Source organism: Neobacillus niacini, from assembly GCF_019749295.1.
Taxonomy (GTDB): Bacteria; Bacillota; Bacilli; order Bacillales; family Cytobacillaceae; genus Neobacillus; species Neobacillus niacini_D.
Window position 1 is genome coordinate 1 of the sequence record NZ_JACWFG010000023.1, and the last position, 15,955, is coordinate 15,955.

Below are 15,955 nucleotides of genomic sequence, written 5' to 3' on the forward strand. Positions count from 1 at the left end.
GGGATTCCATTTCGTTATCATCATCCAGTCGTTTCATCGAGATGACGTCTCTGTTAAATAATGAAAAGAAGAGTGTTGACTGAGTCAACACTCTACGGGACTGCCCGTCGCACAAAAAACCGCTGTTTTTCAGCGGTTTTAGTACGACTAGATAATAAACTTTTGAATCGCAGCCAGCGCTACTAGACCTGGGATACCAAGAAAACCCGATACCGCTGATGTTGCAAAATTAATCGGCACATGAATACCAAAACTATTACCAGCTGTATTTAAGAAGAACAACAATAGCGCTCCAATTAATACTTTTACAACAGCTTGACCAATAAACCTAGCTGGCTTAAAAGGAGCTCCTGAGAATAGAAGAATTAGTATGAGCCCGCCTAATATCGATATGATTACAATTGGTTCCAAAAAAGCTATCCCCCTTCAAACTCTCTTTTATAACAACATATGTACAAGTTATAAAAAATAGACCTGGATAGGGATAGCTTTCTATTTACCTTTTAATACTTACATTTCTGTTTTTTGCTTCTTTTAGTAGAAAGAAGTATTTTACCTGAGCAATTTTCGTATGACATATTGCTTCCTCTGAAGGATCAAAACTTTTATCTAATAATTGTTTTTGCTCCTGCCAATGTTCTTTATATTCTTGTAGCTGTGTTAAAAGTTTTTCATCAAACTCCTTACGCAGCCACCCTTTACGTTGAAAAAACATCTTTATTCCCCCGGACTCTGCTTTTCGCTTTAAAGTTCTCTTCTACCCTCTAGAGCTTTAGATAAAGTAACTTCATCCGCATATTCGAGGTCTCCGCCAACAGGTAATCCGTGAGCAATTCTTGTAATCTTTATGCCCGATGGCTTAAGTAAGCGAGAAATATACATCGCTGTTGCCTCACCCTCGATATTAGGGTTGGTTGCTAAGATCACTTCCTGAACAGTTTCATCGTGGAGACGTTTTAATAAGTCAGGAATATTAATATCCTCTGGGCCTATACCATCCATAGGTGAAATGGAACCGTGAAGTACATGGTACATCCCATTGAACTCCTTCATCTTTTCCATGGCAATTACATCCTTTGGATCTTGGACAACACAAATTGTACTCTTATCTCGGCGCTGGTCTTCACATATATAGCACGGGTCTTGATCTGTAATATGACCACAAACTGTACAATAGGATAAGTTTCGTTTGGCATTTACAAGTGCTTTAGCAAAATCCAGCACAGTATCTTCTTTCATACTTAAAACATAGAAAGCCAAACGAGCAGCCGTTTTAGGTCCGATACCGGGAAGCTTCATAAAACTGTCAATCAACTTAGAAATCGGTTCTGGATAGTGCATTATTTATTATTCCTCTCCTAGAAAAGCATATGCGCCTTAAAAAGGCGCATAGACTGGATCAATTAATTAAAACGGAAGATTCATTCCTTTTGTAAATTGGCCCATTGTATTATTTGTGAGCTCTTCTACCTTTTTCAAGGCATCATTTGTTGCCGCTAAAACAAGATCTTGAAGCATCTCGATATCATCAGGATCTACAGCTTCAGGTTTGATTTGTACATCTACCACTTCTTTATGTCCTGTTACAATAACAGTCACCATGCCGCCGCCTGCTGTTCCTTCAATCTTTTGCTGACCTAATTCTTCTTGAGCCTCAGCCATTTTCTTTTGCATTTTTTGCATTTGCTTCATCATATTTTGCATATTACCCATTCCACCACGCATATTTCCTTCAACCTCCAATTATTAGTCAATTATTTCAACAAATTCAGCACCGAATAGATTTTTGGCCTCCGCAATATGCGGCTCTTCTTCAGGTTTGGATTCGGAAGATTCACCCTCCACTTGATGCTGAGTACTTAAGAAATTTTCACGAATCGATAACCATTGATCTTCTGGTACCCCAAGCACATTATACCTAGTGCCTGTTAATTCCTGCAGAGCAAGTGTAACCGTCTCGATAAACCGGTTATTATCCATTGCCATTTGGCAATGAATTTCGTGCTTAAATTTTAATATAAAAGCATTTGCTGAGGCAGCAACTGGCTCAGCTTCATTTAATAGAGCCGCATGAGACTTCATTAACCGGCCTCTCATTTCGCCCCATTTGCTTTTAATTTGATTTAAATCATTCTTTGTCGCATTCTTTAATACTTCATTTATTCTGCCAACAGCTGGCTGAAATCCTTTTCTTGAACTTCTTTGAGCAGGTTTTTGTGAAGCTTGCGGTGCTGCTTCTTGGACAACTGGTCCATTAGTTTTTAACTGCTGCAATTCTTGCTCAAGCTGTTCAATCTTGGTAAGTAACTGAACCATTTGGCCAGAAGACATTTGTTCTTTTTGCTTACCTTCAGTTTGACACAACTTAACAATTGCTACTTCCAAAAAGATCCTCGGATGGTTAGTCCATCGCATATCCTGCTGGGTTTTATTTAACAATTCAATGAGCTGATAAATCTGATCATAAGGAACAGCCTCAGCAATTTGACGGAACTCCTCATCCAGCAAGACTCTATCTAATGATTCTTCAAGATTTGGTGCTGTTTTGTATAACAGCATATCTCTATAATATAGAATAAAATCTTCAATAAACCTTGAAGGATCCTTCCCATGAAATAACAATTCCTCTAAAGCCTCTAAGCCGCTGGCTACATCTTTTTCTAGTACCGACTTTGCCAACTTGTTTAAGAAACCCTGCGAAACAGAACCAGTTACAGTTAATGCATCTTCTACTGTTACACTTTCCTGACTAAAGGATATAGCTTGGTCTAATAGACTTAATGCATCCCGCATTCCACCTTCAGCCGCTCTAGCAATCATCTTTAGGGCATCTTCTTCACAATTAACACCAGTTTCTTCGACAATTAACTTCATTCGATTTACAATCGATTGTGCTGTAATTCGTCTAAAATCAAATCGTTGACACCTTGAGATAATGGTTAGTGGTATTTTATGCGGCTCAGTCGTGGCTAAAATGAAGATAACATGCCTAGGCGGTTCTTCCAGCGTTTTTAATAAAGCATTAAAGGCGCTAATGGATAGCATATGTACTTCATCAATAATATAGACCTTGTAGCGAACAGAGGTTGGTGCAAATTTCACTTTATCTAGAACATCCCGCATTTCTTCCACTCTGGAATTGGAAGCTGCGTCAAATTCGAGCACGTCAGATATTGTCCCATTTGTTATTCCCTTGCAGGAAGCACATTCATTACAAGGTTCCGAGATGGGTGCACGTTCACAATTTACTGCTTTAGCCAATATCTTTGCTGCACTTGTTTTACCTGTTCCTCGAGGCCCATTAAATAGATACGCATGGGAAATTTTTTGTTGTAATAGGGCATTTTGCAATGTTTTCGTAACATGTTCTTGTCCTACTACATCAATAAATTGCTGAGGACGCCAAACACGATATAAAGCTTGATAAGCCAAAAAACATCGCCCCCTTCAAAAAATTCTATCCTACTCATTATAACTTATCTTTTTTCTATTTATCAAAGAGAATACAAAAAAACTCATCCTGCAATTAAGATGAGTTGTTTTTACATTATAAACTGCCGTGCACCTTCCGTCGACTACGCACCCATAGGCGCTGCTTAAGCAGTTAGCTCGGCCCAGGCCACCCTGCGGCACATGGGAGCTTCCACTTAATGCTGCTTCCTTCCGGACCTGACATGGTTCATGGATTCCCATTGCGCAGGACCCGGGCGTCAACGCTACTTACTTAAGGCGGACCCTACAGGATACCAGCCTCGGGAAGGGATTCAGCCTCGCTAGAGCGGATTGCGAGTACAGGGCACCGCTACCTCCCCGCCTAGCACGGCAAAGTTGATAATAATTTAAGGCGTCTTATCTGACGCTTTATTAGTATACTAATATTCAAGAAAAAAATCAATCTTTATCCATTGTAAATTCCTGTAATTGTTGTTTTTTCATTATTTTCCTTCTTTCTCGAAGCTTACGAAAGAAGTCAGACAGAAGCTGTCCACACTCTTCTTCCAAAACACCGCTTGTCACTTCACTTTGATGATTAAATCTGTCATCCTGCAACAGGTTCATAAAGGTACCTGCGCAGCCTCCCTTTGGATCTTGTGCGCCATATACAACCCGCTTGATTCTTGATAAGATAATTGCACCTGAACACATGGCACAGGGCTCAAGTGTGACATATAAAACAGCATTTTCCAAACGCCATGAACCCGTTTCCTGGCAAGCCTGTTCAATGGCCAAAATCTCAGCATGAGCAACGGCACTTTGTTTACTTTCACGTAAGTTATAGGCACGTGAAATAATTTTCCCATCGATAACGACGATTGCTCCAATTGGAACCTCGGCCAAAGCTTCTGCCTTTTTCGCTTCATTTATGGCTTCTTCCATATAATACTCATCTGTATATTCTTTCATTGTCATGAGAATTACCGCCTAACAATATATTCATATCTATCCGCAATATTGATATTTTTTCCATTATATCATGAATCAATCACCTTCCTCATAGAATAGATGTAGCGTTTTGCTTAGGAGGGGAAGAGTATGCAAATTCATATCGTGAAAAGTAACGAATCCTTAACGACTATTGCTAGAGCATATAATACAACGGTTAATGATATTGTTGAGGCTAACGACATCCCTAATCCAAATAATCTTGTCGTCGGTCAAGCAATGGTTATTCCGATCGTAGGCAGTTTCTATTATGTTCAGCCTGGAGATAGTCTTTGGTCAATTGGGCAAAAGGTGGGAGTACCTTATCAACAAATCGCTTCTGTAAATCGGATATCGTTAAACCAGCAGCTCTATGTCGGTTTTCGTCTTTATATCCCGCAGGCACCAAAAAGAAGAGCAGAATTTAATGCCTATGTAGAACCCCGTGGCACATCTGTAGCCCCAATCCTAGAAAGCAGCGCACGGGAAGCAGCACCCTATTTAACGTACCTGGCCCCATTCAGCTTTCAAGCTCTTCGGGATGGATCTTTAAAGGAACCCTTACTAAATAATTTTCCAGCCATTGCGAGAGCCAATCGAAATGTTTTAATGATGGTTATTAATAATCAAGAAAATGATCAATTTAGCGATGAATTAGGGCGTATTTTACTTAATGATAACCCAATACAAGATAGATTCTTAAATAATATTGTGACTACTGCTAAGAAATACGGATTTCGGGATATTCATTTTGACTTTGAATTTTTACGGCCCGCAGACCGCGAAGCCTATAACTCATTTTTACGAAAGGCCAAAGCACGGTTCCAAAGGGAAGGCTGGTTAATGTCAACTGCCCTTGCCCCTAAAACAAGTGCTGATCAAAAAGGAAAATGGTATGAAGGCCATGACTATCGGGCTCACGGCCAGATTGCTGACTTTGTTGTTATTATGACCTACGAGTGGGGCTATAGCGGCGGACCTGCCATGGCTGTTTCTCCAATCGATCAGGTCAGAAGAGTTTTAGAATATGCGATAACGGAAATGCCTCCAAATAAAATTATGATGGGACAGAACCTGTATGGATATGACTGGACACTCCCGTTCGTTCAAGGCTCTGTAGCAAAAGCGGTCAGCCCTCAGCAAGCGATAGAAATAGCAGCACAAAACAATGTAGAGATCCAATATGACACAAAGGCTCAAGCACCTTTCTTTAGGTACAGAGCTGCTGATGGTAAACAGCATGAGGTTTGGTTCGAAGATGCCAGATCTATTCAGGCAAAGTTTAATTTAATTAAAGAGTTAAATATTAGAGGGATGAGTTATTGGAAGCTCGGCTTAGCATTTCCACAGAATTGGCTTCTAATTGTGGAGAACTTCAATGTGGTCAAAAGAAGTTAATATTTTCACCTAACATAAACTGCCGAAATTCGGCAGTTTTTTCATATAATCGACATTAAAATTTCTTCTTCTACAATTTCCATATCCCTTCCTGTGTCAGATTATGATAATATATTATTTGTGCCATTATGAAGTTTGAATAAGAGCTACCAGTAAATTGCTGGTTAAACATAGAAGTTGCAGGCAGTTGGAGAAGGAGGACATGCAATGGGGTATACTCCCTTTATTACCGTTGAAGGGCCGATTGGTGTAGGTAAGACATCTCTCGCAAAAGCTATTTCAGAACAATTTAATTTTGCATTATTAAAGGAAATCGTTGATGAAAATCCATTTTTGGGGAAGTTTTATGAAAACATTGAAGAATGGAGTTTCCAAACAGAAATGTTTTTTCTCTGCAATCGCTATAAGCAATTAGGAGATATTAATACCCACTATTTAAGTAAAAGTCAGCCTGTTGTTGCAGATTACAATATTTTAAAGAACTTAATTTTTGCCCAAAGGACTTTAAACCCCGATGAATACAAAAAATACTATAAAATATATCAGCTCCTAACAGAAGACATGCCAAAGCCGAATGTTATTATCTACCTTAATGCGAGTTTAGATACTCTTCTAAAGAGAATTAAAATAAGAGGACGCGAAGTAGAGAAAAATATTAGTCCCTTATATTTAGAACAGCTATCTATTGACTACGAACAAACGATAAGCAGCTTTGAGCAAACACATCCTGATATACCTGTTCTACGCTTTAATGGTGATGAATTAGATTTTGTGAAAAATGAAGATGATTTAAATTTTATTATCGAAAAGCTTATTAGCTCATTAAAGAAAAGCAGCACGACAAACACACGATAAGAATTGGGGGATGTAAGTGAGTATCGTTATTGGTGGTATGATAGGTCTTGGTAAAACAAGTGTAGCTGATACATTAAATGCCCATTTTCAAAAAAAGGGAATTGAGAGTAAAGTTTTTTATGAGGCAGTTGATGATAATCCCATTCTTCCTCTTTATTATGAATTAACACCAGAAGAACTAGATGCAAGAAGAATTCCTTTCCTTTTACAATTATTTTTCTTAAATAAACGTTTTAAAACTGTTAAAGATTGTGTGAGTTGGAGAGAACCTATTTATACGATTCAAGACCGCTCCATTTATGAAGATTGGTATTTCGCATATGTAAATAAAAATCTAGGCAGAATTTCTGAACTAGAGTTTAAGATATACGAAGATCTTGTTGAGAATATGATGGAAGAGTTAAATGAATTGCCTAAGAAGGCACCTGACTTGATGGTTTATTTAAAAGGCTCCTTTGATACGGTAATTGATCGTATTATGGCCCGCGGAAGAAGCTTCGAGATAAATCCAGAACTTAAAGAATATTACTTTGAAGTTTGGAAGGGCTATGATGATTGGGTTATTAATAACTATAATTCCAGTGATGTCTTGATTGTTGATATGGATAATACGGATGTTGTTAAAAGGCCTGAGGACGCGCAAAGGGTTTGTCGTGAGGTTGATGAGAGACTAAAAGAAATATTGAATATGACAAAAGCACATATTGGTTAATCCAATATGTGCTTCTTTTTTATCAAAAGGCTCTGTTAAAACTAAATGATGATTTCATTGTGTTTGGAAATTAAGCGGAGAATTTCCGTTTATTTTGGGAATTACCTATATTTCCTTATAATTAGGCGGATTTTTTCCGCTTATTGTATCCAAATCCTTTTAATCTGTCTTATCTAAAGCAGTTAAACGGAATATCTCCGCTTATATCTGCTTCTAAAGGCCCCCCTATAAACAATAGCCGGAAATTCTCCGCCTATGAATTCTCAACCCACACAAAAATCAACAATGAATAATAACATTTTATCAAAAAAAGAACATAAAAAATCCGCCCAATTGCTTGGACGGATTTTATCTCCAGTTTTATGCGCGATTATAATAAAATTAATGGAGGAGGAAGAGGGATTCGAACCCCCGCGCGGTTTGACCCGCCTGTCGGTTTTCAAGACCGATCCCTTCAGCCAGACTTGGGTATTCCTCCGTATTGACAAGATATAGATTAACACATAACATTTATCTCTGTCAACACATTATTAAAATTTATTTTATTTTTATTCTGGAGCGATAACTTCTTTATTTCCCATGTATGGACGAAGCACCTTCGGAATAACGACACTTCCATCCTCCTGCTGATAATTTTCTAAGATAGCAGCAACTGTTCTTCCAATCGCCAAGCCAGATCCATTTAATGTATGAACATGTTCTGGTTTAGCCTTCGGTTCACGGCGGAAGCGGATATTGGCACGGCGTGCTTGAAAGGCCTCAAAGTTACTGCAAGAAGAAATTTCACGATACGTACCATAACTAGGAATCCATACCTCGATATCGTATTTCTTAGCAGCCGTAAAGCCGAGGTCACCCGTACACATGCTCAATACACGGTAAGGCAGTTCAAGTAATTGTAGAACGCGTTCTGCGTCACTTGTAAGCTTTTCAAGCTCCTCATAAGAATCCTCTGGCTTAACAAACTTTACTAGCTCTACCTTGTTAAATTGGTGCTGGCGAATCAATCCGCGTGTATCGCGCCCTGCAGAGCCAGCTTCAGAACGGAAGCATGCACTGTAAGCCGCAAAGCGAATTGGAAGCTCTTCTCCGTTTAGTATCTCATCACGATGGAGATTGGTGACAGGCACCTCTGCTGTTGGAATCAAGAAATAATCTTCATTTTCAATCAAAAATGCGTCTTCTGCAAATTTTGGCAGTTGACCTGTACCTGTCATACTCGCACGGTTGACCATATATGGCGGTAGTATTTCTTTATAGCCGTGCTCATCTACATGCAGATCGAGCATAAAGTTCATTAGTGCCCGCTCTAAACGAGCCCCCAGCCCTTTATAAAACACGAAGCGGCTGCCTGTAACTTTGCCCGCACGTTCAAAGTCGAGAATGCCTAAGTGATCTGCTACATCCCAATGCGGCTTCGCTTCGAATTCAAAATCACGAACATGACCCCATTTTCTAATTTCCACGTTATCATCTTCTGATTCACCAGTAGGAACACTTTCATGAGGAATATTTGGAATACTCATAAGCAGCATATCTAGTGTTTCTTCGACACTGCGGAGCTCCTCATCGAGAACTTTAATCCTGTCTCCTACCTCACGCATTTCGACGATAAGATGATCTGCATCTGCCTTTTCACGTTTTAAAGCAGCTACCTGTTGAGAAACCTCATTCCGTTTGCTCTTTAATTGTTCTGCCTCTACAATCAAATCACGTCTCTTCTGGTCTAAGTCCTCGAATTTGCCTAGGTCCGTTAAATCCTCACCACGATGCTGAAGTTTTTCTTTTACCTCTGCAAAATTTGCTCGTAAAACTTTAATATCTAACATCTTTTCCACTCCTTAATTATAAAGCGTAAGCGCCTTGAACAGGGGCGACAGGCATAAGACGAACCGGCGGAAAGGTTGCCTTTTAACCTTTTTGTCGGCTTGGCTTATGACCGAGGAAAAAGCGATTTTCTTTTTCCACCGAGCCCCTAGGCGCTGCAGCTAGATTAATAAAAAATAAATACAAAAAACTCCCGTCCCCAAAAACAGGGACGAGAGTTACCCGCGTTACCACCCTGGTTGACAGATATAGTCTGTCCACCTCGAAAAAAATTAACGGTTTTTACCGAAGGCATTTACTTACCCCTATAGGGTGTTCCACACCTTACTCGAGGAGGGATTCACAAGCTTCAAACACCGATTCGCACCAGCCATCGGCTCTCTTTAGAATGAACTTCCTGTTACTATTTCCTCTCATTGCTTTAATATATTTATTTATTGTAGATAATTTACTATAATTATCTACCAATTGCAACCAAATTATGCAAACTGTTTTGCTTTTGCTTCCTTGACCATCTCAACAAAGTAAGCCGTAATGTCATGTTGGTCTGTTAATTCAGGATGGAATGAACATCCAAGGAATTGTCCTTCTCGAGCTGCCACAATACGGTCATTGTGCTTTGAAAGGATTTCTACCTCCGCTCCAGCCTCAACGATGTGCGGCGCACGGATAAAAACAGCAGGGAAGCTTTCAGCTACATCCTTAATCGCGAGGTCTGCCTCGAAGCTATCAACCTGGCGGCCAAAGGAGTTGCGTTCGACCGTAATGTCCATCACACCGATATGAGGCTCGTGACCAACTAGGTTTTTGGCTAAAAGGATAAGACCAGCACATGTACCAAACATAGGCTTTCCTTCAGCAGCAAATTCCTTTAATGCTTCCATGAAACCATATTTATCGATTAGGCGCCGCATTGCAGTGCTTTCACCGCCAGGAAGGATGAGTCCATCGACTTCTTTTAACTGCTCTACCTTCTTGATAGCGATGCCTTCTGCACCACATTGTTCTACTGAACGAATGTGTTCACGAACAGCTCCCTGTAAAGCAAGTACTCCCACCTTAACCATTACCAGCCACGTTCCTGCATACGATTTTCAGGGGACAAGGATGAAATTTCAATACCTTTCATTGGTGTTCCCAAGTTTTTAGAAAGCTCAGCAATTAACTTATAGTCTTGATAATGAGTCGTAGCTTCAACAATTGCTTTTGCAAACAAAGCAGGATTCTCTGATTTAAAAATACCTGAACCAACGAATACCCCGTCAGCACCTAACTGCATCATTAATGCAGCATCAGCAGGAGTTGCAACACCGCCAGCAGCAAAGTTAACAACTGGAAGACGGCCAAGGCGTTTGATTTCAAGAAGCAATTCGAATGGAGCTCCTAATAGTTTAGCTTCTGTCATTAGCTCATCTTCATTCATTCCTACTACTTTACGAACCTGTCCGTTCACCTTGCGCATATGGCGTACTGCCTCAACGATATTGCCTGTTCCTGGTTCACCTTTAGTGCGAAGCATAGAAGCCCCTTCACCAATCCTGCGGGCAGCCTCACCAAGGTCACGGCAGCCACAGACAAATGGCACGGTAAAATCACTCTTATATAAATGGTACTCTTCATCTGCTGGAGTTAAAACTTCACTCTCATCGATATAATCAACACCCATTGCTTCAAGCACTCGTGCTTCTACAATATGGCCAATTCTTGCTTTTGCCATTACAGGGATAGATACTGCATTTAATACTTCTTCAATAATTCTAGGGTCAGCCATTCTTGCGACACCGCCAGCTGCACGAATGTCAGAAGGCACTCGCTCTAAAGCCATTACTGCAACCGCACCAGCTTCTTCAGCGATTTTCGCCTGCTCTGCATTAATAACGTCCATAATGACGCCGCCCTTTTGCATTTCGGCCATTCCGCGTTTAACTCGATCTGTACCTGTTTTCATAATAAATCCCCCTTGTAAGTTGTACTTTTATAAATATTGCAAAAAATTAACGTATAAAATTAGGAAATAGTGTTAATTCATTCGGAATTAGATTGTTCCCATAAAGACATTAAAGCAACAAAAAAGGATTCCTGTCAAGACAAGAATCCTTTTGTTAAATATTCCTAATTATTATAACCAGCCTTTGACAGTGGAAGAAATACCGCCCCATAGATCTCCGAAGAACCCGCCGATTCCTCTCATCATTAAGACGAACCAATTAGACTTTTCAACATCTTGTGCAGCAATCACATCAACTTGTACCTTTTTTTGCCCCTCTGCTGTTAAAAAGCTAAGCATTTCTCCATTTTTTGGTTTAATCGTCAAGGTACCAATTTTATCGCCTTTTTTAATTGGCGCAGTTAATTCGCCATTTTTATTTACCTTCTTTTTATCTAAAACCAAGACAGGCTGATAATTTTCTTTTTCACCATTTAACACTACCATGTTAAGGGCATCTTTTGTATAAATCTTAACTTTATCTTCTTTTCCTTTAGTAACAGGCAGCGTTTTTTGATTCTTTACCTGATAGTTTTTTGGAATGATTTCTTCCTTGGAAAAATTACTAAACGCAAAATCCAGCATTTTTCTGGTTTCGCCGAAGCGGGCTTCATAGCTTCCTTTTCCATCTGAATCCTTCGCATTTTGGACAACGGTTATATAGCGTTTACCATCTCTCAAAGCAGTACCAGCAAAGCAATAGCCCGCAAAGTCAGTTGTACCCGTTTTTAGCCCGTCCATGCCTTCATAGCCATAAACTAAGCTTGGCAGCATCCAGTTCCAGTTTTCCATCTTTATTTCATCTTCAGTACCTTCTCTGAAGTTCATTTTAGGAATACTAGACGTTTTTAATACATCAGGAAAATCATTTATTAAATGTACTGCTAATTGTGCAACTGAACGTGGAGACATCACATTTTCATCTGTTGCCTCTGTTCCCTCTGGATGTAATCCTTTGTAATCTTCGTTATTTAAACCAGATGAATTAACAAACTTATACTCTGATAAACCTAGTTCTTTACCTTTTTCATTCATCATCTTAACGAAATTTGTTTCCGAACCAGCAATAATTTCTGCAAGTGCAATAGTTGTCCCATTCGCAGAGTAAATGACCATTGCTTCGTATAATTCACGAACCTTGTACTTTCCGTCAGCTCTCAGCGGTACATTGGATAGACTGCGATCTTGAGAAACCTTGTAAACAGTCTCACTAACTGAATACTCTTGATCCCATTTCACCTTACCCTCTTTAATCGCTTCTAGCAGGATATATTCTGTCATCATCTTTGTCATACTAGCAATTCCTAGTACACTATCTGCATTCTTTTCATATAAGACTTTACCTGTTTCTGCATCTACTAAAATAGCTCCATCTGCATTAACATTTAATGCTGAAGTTTCTGCTTCTACTCTATTTAAGCCTGCAAAAAGGCTAAAAAACATGAGCATTGCCAAGGAGCTGGCAAAAAGTTTACGGAAAAAAAGTTTATTCACACTAACGCCTCCAACGAATTAATACACTTTGGTTATTTTAACATAACTGGGATGCAAATCATAGACAGATGATATGCCTATATTTTTACAAAAAAAAGACAGAGAAGTAAGCACTTCTCTGTTTAGGAATTATGATAATGAGTAATTTGGGGCCTCTTTTGTAATTTGGACATCGTGAGGATGACTTTCCCTCAGGCCTGCCCCTGTCATTTTAATAAACTGTGCATTATTTCTTAACTCTTCTAGGTCTTTTGTTCCGCAATAACCCATTCCAGACCGTAAGCCGCCGATTAATTGATAAATGGTTTCAGCTAATGGTCCTTTATAAGGTAAGCGGCCTTCAATTCCTTCTGGAACGAACTTCTTATTATCTTCTTGGAAATAACGATCCTTTGAACCCTTTTCCATAGCTGCTACAGATCCCATACCACGGTAAACCTTAAAGCGTCGACCTTGGAAAATTTCAGTTTCTCCTGGACTTTCTGTAACACCTGCAAGCATGCTTCCTAACATAACAGCGTGGCCGCCTGCAGCCAGTGCCTTAACGATGTCGCCTGAATATTTAATCCCGCCATCTGCAATAATCGTCTTACCATGCTTATTAGCCTCTGTAGCACAATCGTAAACGGCCGTGATTTGTGGAACACCTACACCCGCTACCACTCTCGTTGTACAAATAGAACCAGGTCCAATTCCGACCTTAACGACGTCTGCACCTGCCTCAATCAAATCCTTTGTTGCCTCAGCAGTAGCGACATTTCCAGCAATAATTGTTAAATCCGGATATTGACTTCTAATTTCTTTAACAGTATCAAGTACACCCTTTGAATGACCATGAGCGGTATCCACAACGATAGCATCTACATTTGCTTTAACCAGCTTTTCAATCCGCAGCATAGTATCCTTTGTTACTCCAACCGCCGCACCAGCTAATAAGCGGCCTTGCTTATCCTTTGCTGAGTTTGGAAATTCAATTACCTTCTCGATATCTTTTATAGTGATTAACCCTTTTAAAACTCCTTGATCATCCACAAGAGGAAGCTTTTCAATTTTATATTTTTGAAGGATGTTTTCAGCCTCTTTTAAAGTAGTCCCTACTGGAGCGGTAACAAGATTTTCCTTTGTCATAACATCTGAGATTTTAAAAGAATAATCTTGAATAAATCGTAAGTCACGATTGGTAATAATTCCTACTAGCCTTTGCTCCTCAAGATTATTAACAATCGGCACACCAGAAATTCGATACTTGCCCATTAAATGTTCAGCATCATACACCTGATGTTCTGGTGTGAGGAAAAATGGGTCTGTAATAACTCCGCTTTCGGACCTTTTAACCTTTTCAACCTGTTCAGCCTGTTGTTCAATCGTCATATTTTTATGGATGATGCCCAAACCACCCTGGCGAGCCATTGAAATTGCCATTTCAGCTTCTGTAACGGTATCCATCCCTGCACTAATAATAGGAATATTTAACTTTACCTTAGGCGATAACTCCACTTGAAGACTTACATCACGTGGCAGTACTTCTGATTTACCAGGAATTAATAAGACATCATCAAACGTTAAACCTTCTTTTGAAAATTTACTCTCCCACATTTTTATGGCCTCCAGGAAAAAATTTTTTAATTGTAGGTTATCAATTGGACAAAATACTGTCAAGGAGAACGATTTAGTCTAATTTTTCTGAAAAAGGTGATTACCAATGACAGTTGACTATAAAGGCTGGAAAAGCTTCGCTAGTTTCTTCTCTGCAGAGCATTGCCAGTTGTACCTAAAAAACCATTATAAGAAGTGGAATATTGATAACCCTGAACAAAAAAGCTATGAAAACTGCTATGCCTTTTTATATTATCTCGAGCATGGTCAAATTTATTATCAACAAGCAGAAAATGCACCATTACTCTTAAAACCAATTCTGCTTTTTTATGGTCTTGTACATTTAATTAAAGCATGTATCTTAACAGTGGATCCAGCATATCCGGAAACAACTTCTGTATTAGCACACGGAGTTTCTACTAGGAAAAGAAAAAAACAAAACTATCAATTTTTCCATGATGAAGTAAAGTTTCAAAAAAATGGTCTTTTTCCTTTCATGTCTGAGAAAATGTTCCACATGAAACAATTGGAGGGAGATAAAGTTACAATGGAGGAGCTGCTAGAGCTTATTCCAGAATTAGATGATTTATTTATGGTACATGAGTCAAAAAGTACATTTACACCCATATATACACATAATGGGCATTTAGCAGTACCAGAAAAGGTATTAGATCATTACCATATGACAGAGGATAGATTGAAGGAATTTCTAACAACAAAGACTGAGAATCAAATAGAATTCACGGGGGATGGGCTCCTTTTTCAATTTAATAAAATTTCATCTGCAGGGAAATCAACCATCCAGCTTAATTTCGAAAACAGTTCTTATGTTCTGCCTCTCAGAAAAGAGAATTTGTCCCTGTTTCCTGAACTGATGGTTCATTATCTCTTGCTTTATAACCTAAGTATGATTGCAAGGTATGAAACGGAGTGGTGGAGTGAACTTACAAAAATGATGCCCAACCGTGATTATCCGTTTATTAAGACATTCCTGGATATTACATTGCAGAAGGGACCATTTTTGATCTATGAGTATTTGATGGGCTAGTTATTATAAAAAAGTAACTCATGTCCATAAGTAAGGGCTATTCGTTACCTTTTTTTATAATAATGCCGCCGCACGGGCATGATTAACGCTTATTCGTTACCTTTTTCTTTAAAAACGTCGCAGCACGGGCACGATTAGCTCCTATTCGTTACTTTTTGCTTTATAAATACCTCCGTACAGGCAGTGAGCACTTTTACCATTCTGAATCTGGATCTTGGTCACAAAAACTCTTCTTGTGACCACTTTTTCCATTCCGAATCTGGATTTTGGTCACAAAGGCTCCTCTTGTGACCACTTTTTCCATTCCGAATCTGGATTTTGGTCACAAAGGCTCTTCTCGTGACCACTTTTTCCATTCCGAACCTGGGTTTTGGTCACACTGACTTCATTCCCCCAACCTCTAAAGATGTTGCTGCTAGGGCATGATACTCAGAGTTTTTCTATAAAAGTGTCGCCATGCGGGCATGATTGTACTGAATAACAACGCAAAAAAACACAACCCTTAACAGGTTGTGTTTCGCTTTGCCTGGCAACGTCCTACTCTCACAGGGACAAAGTCCCAACTACCATCGGCGCTGAGAAGCTTAACTTCCGTGTTCGGTATGGGAACGGGTGT

At 39.4% G+C, this 15,955-nt stretch carries 15 protein-coding genes, 1 tRNA gene, 1 rRNA gene, 1 other RNA gene and 1 other annotated feature; of the genes, 4 read left to right on the forward strand and 14 right to left on the reverse strand.

Annotation, left to right across the window (positions count from 1 at the left end):
* Positions 1 to 147: 147 nt before the first annotated feature.
* The 7 genes from H0184_RS24200 to tadA form a co-directional block, all read right to left on the reverse strand.
* On the reverse strand, positions 148 to 411 hold the full coding sequence (locus tag H0184_RS24200) for a pro-sigmaK processing inhibitor BofA family protein (protein ID WP_221829299.1): 264 nt from the start codon (positions 409 to 411) through the stop codon (positions 148 to 150).
* A gap of 85 nt (positions 412 to 496) precedes the next feature.
* Positions 497 to 715 carry a YaaL family protein gene (locus tag H0184_RS24205; RefSeq protein WP_221829301.1) on the reverse strand — a complete coding sequence of 73 codons (219 nt, stop codon included), beginning with the start codon at positions 713 to 715 and terminating at the stop codon, positions 497 to 499.
* A 29-nt stretch (positions 716 to 744) separates the two neighbouring features.
* Positions 745 to 1,341, reverse strand: coding sequence for a recombination mediator RecR (recR, locus tag H0184_RS24210; protein ID WP_221829303.1), 597 nt, complete (start codon positions 1,339 to 1,341; stop codon positions 745 to 747).
* Positions 1,342 to 1,407: 66 nt separating this feature from the next.
* The gene (locus H0184_RS24215; RefSeq protein WP_045519285.1) at positions 1,408 to 1,725 is read right to left on the reverse strand and encodes a YbaB/EbfC family nucleoid-associated protein; all 318 of its coding nucleotides are present in this window, start codon (positions 1,723 to 1,725) and stop codon (positions 1,408 to 1,410) included.
* Between the two features lie 21 nt (positions 1,726 to 1,746).
* The gene (dnaX, locus tag H0184_RS24220; protein ID WP_221829306.1) at positions 1,747 to 3,432 is read right to left on the reverse strand and encodes a DNA polymerase III subunit gamma/tau; all 1,686 of its coding nucleotides are present in this window, start codon (positions 3,430 to 3,432) and stop codon (positions 1,747 to 1,749) included.
* 125 nt (positions 3,433 to 3,557) lie between these two features.
* Positions 3,558 to 3,823: signal recognition particle sRNA large type (gene ffs, locus H0184_RS24225), an RNA gene on the reverse strand.
* Positions 3,824 to 3,891: 68 nt separating this feature from the next.
* Positions 3,892 to 4,410: a tRNA adenosine(34) deaminase TadA gene (tadA, locus tag H0184_RS24230; RefSeq protein WP_396953622.1), complete on the reverse strand. Its 519-nt coding sequence runs from the start codon at positions 4,408 to 4,410 to the stop codon at positions 3,892 to 3,894.
* Between the two features lie 123 nt (positions 4,411 to 4,533).
* Here tadA and H0184_RS24235 point away from each other — a divergent pair, with 123 nt between their 5' ends.
* The 3 genes from H0184_RS24235 to H0184_RS24245 all read left to right on the forward strand — a co-directional run bounded on the left by H0184_RS24235 (position 4,534) and on the right by H0184_RS24245 (position 7,387).
* A complete protein-coding gene (locus H0184_RS24235) occupies positions 4,534 to 5,820 on the forward strand; it encodes a glycoside hydrolase family 18 protein (RefSeq protein WP_221829308.1) in 1,287 nt (428 codons plus the stop codon).
* 207 nt (positions 5,821 to 6,027) lie between these two features.
* Positions 6,028 to 6,675 carry a deoxynucleoside kinase gene (locus H0184_RS24240; RefSeq protein WP_221829310.1) on the forward strand — a complete coding sequence of 216 codons (648 nt, stop codon included), beginning with the start codon at positions 6,028 to 6,030 and terminating at the stop codon, positions 6,673 to 6,675.
* Positions 6,676 to 6,691: 16 nt separating this feature from the next.
* The gene (locus H0184_RS24245; protein WP_221829312.1) at positions 6,692 to 7,387 is read left to right on the forward strand and encodes a deoxynucleoside kinase; all 696 of its coding nucleotides are present in this window, start codon (positions 6,692 to 6,694) and stop codon (positions 7,385 to 7,387) included.
* 385 nt (positions 7,388 to 7,772) lie between these two features.
* On the opposite strand, the gene H0184_RS24250 is transcribed toward H0184_RS24245, so the two are convergent.
* From H0184_RS24250 to guaB, 6 genes are all read right to left on the reverse strand, one after another.
* A tRNA-Ser gene (locus H0184_RS24250) sits at positions 7,773 to 7,865 on the reverse strand.
* A gap of 70 nt (positions 7,866 to 7,935) precedes the next feature.
* Entirely contained in the window at positions 7,936 to 9,216 is a 1,281-nt protein-coding gene (gene serS / locus H0184_RS24255) for a serine--tRNA ligase (protein WP_221829315.1), read from the reverse strand.
* Between the two features lie 202 nt (positions 9,217 to 9,418).
* Positions 9,419 to 9,640, reverse strand: a binding site (T-box leader).
* A gap of 53 nt (positions 9,641 to 9,693) precedes the next feature.
* Positions 9,694 to 10,281: a pyridoxal 5'-phosphate synthase glutaminase subunit PdxT gene (gene pdxT, locus H0184_RS24260; protein WP_221829316.1), complete on the reverse strand. Its 588-nt coding sequence runs from the start codon at positions 10,279 to 10,281 to the stop codon at positions 9,694 to 9,696.
* A complete protein-coding gene (pdxS, locus tag H0184_RS24265; RefSeq protein WP_221829323.1) occupies positions 10,281 to 11,165 on the reverse strand; it encodes a pyridoxal 5'-phosphate synthase lyase subunit PdxS in 885 nt (294 codons plus the stop codon). The genes pdxT and pdxS overlap by 1 nt, the downstream gene beginning before the upstream one ends.
* A gap of 168 nt (positions 11,166 to 11,333) precedes the next feature.
* Positions 11,334 to 12,650: a serine hydrolase gene (locus H0184_RS24270; protein ID WP_221829325.1), complete on the reverse strand. Its 1,317-nt coding sequence runs from the start codon at positions 12,648 to 12,650 to the stop codon at positions 11,334 to 11,336.
* A 174-nt stretch (positions 12,651 to 12,824) separates the two neighbouring features.
* Positions 12,825 to 14,291 carry an IMP dehydrogenase gene (guaB, locus tag H0184_RS24275; RefSeq protein WP_221829318.1) on the reverse strand — a complete coding sequence of 489 codons (1,467 nt, stop codon included), beginning with the start codon at positions 14,289 to 14,291 and terminating at the stop codon, positions 12,825 to 12,827.
* Between the two features lie 106 nt (positions 14,292 to 14,397).
* Here guaB and H0184_RS24280 point away from each other — a divergent pair, with 106 nt between their 5' ends.
* The gene (locus tag H0184_RS24280) at positions 14,398 to 15,339 is read left to right on the forward strand and encodes a YaaC family protein (protein ID WP_221829320.1); all 942 of its coding nucleotides are present in this window, start codon (positions 14,398 to 14,400) and stop codon (positions 15,337 to 15,339) included.
* Positions 15,340 to 15,863: 524 nt separating this feature from the next.
* Here H0184_RS24280 and rrf read toward each other — a convergent pair.
* Positions 15,864 to 15,955: ribosomal RNA gene (gene rrf / locus H0184_RS24285) — 5S ribosomal RNA — on the reverse strand; the annotation flags it as partial.

Bases quoted from the DNA above. Each gene is read 5' to 3' on its own strand.
- H0184_RS24205 (WP_221829301.1), bottom strand. From the start codon at position 715: ATGTTTTTTCAACGTAAAGGGTGGCTGCGTAAGGAGTTTGATGAAAAA.
- recR (WP_221829303.1), bottom strand. From the start codon at position 1,341: ATGCACTATCCAGAACCGATTTCTAAGTTGATTGACAGTTTTATGAAG.
- H0184_RS24215 (WP_045519285.1), bottom strand. From the start codon at position 1,725: ATGCGTGGTGGAATGGGTAATATGCAAAATATGATGAAGCAAATGCAA.
- tadA (WP_396953622.1), bottom strand. From the start codon at position 4,410: ATGACAATGAAAGAATATACAGATGAGTATTATATGGAAGAAGCCATA.
- H0184_RS24235 (WP_221829308.1), top strand. From the start codon at position 4,534: ATGCAAATTCATATCGTGAAAAGTAACGAATCCTTAACGACTATTGCT.
- H0184_RS24240 (WP_221829310.1), top strand. From the start codon at position 6,028: ATGGGGTATACTCCCTTTATTACCGTTGAAGGGCCGATTGGTGTAGGT.
- serS (WP_221829315.1), bottom strand. From the start codon at position 9,216: ATGTTAGATATTAAAGTTTTACGAGCAAATTTTGCAGAGGTAAAAGAA.
- pdxT (WP_221829316.1), bottom strand. From the start codon at position 10,281: ATGGTTAAGGTGGGAGTACTTGCTTTACAGGGAGCTGTTCGTGAACAC.
- H0184_RS24270 (WP_221829325.1), bottom strand. From the start codon at position 12,650: ATGCTCATGTTTTTTAGCCTTTTTGCAGGCTTAAATAGAGTAGAAGCA.
- guaB (WP_221829318.1), bottom strand. From the start codon at position 14,291: ATGTGGGAGAGTAAATTTTCAAAAGAAGGTTTAACGTTTGATGATGTC.
- H0184_RS24280 (WP_221829320.1), top strand. From the start codon at position 14,398: ATGACAGTTGACTATAAAGGCTGGAAAAGCTTCGCTAGTTTCTTCTCT.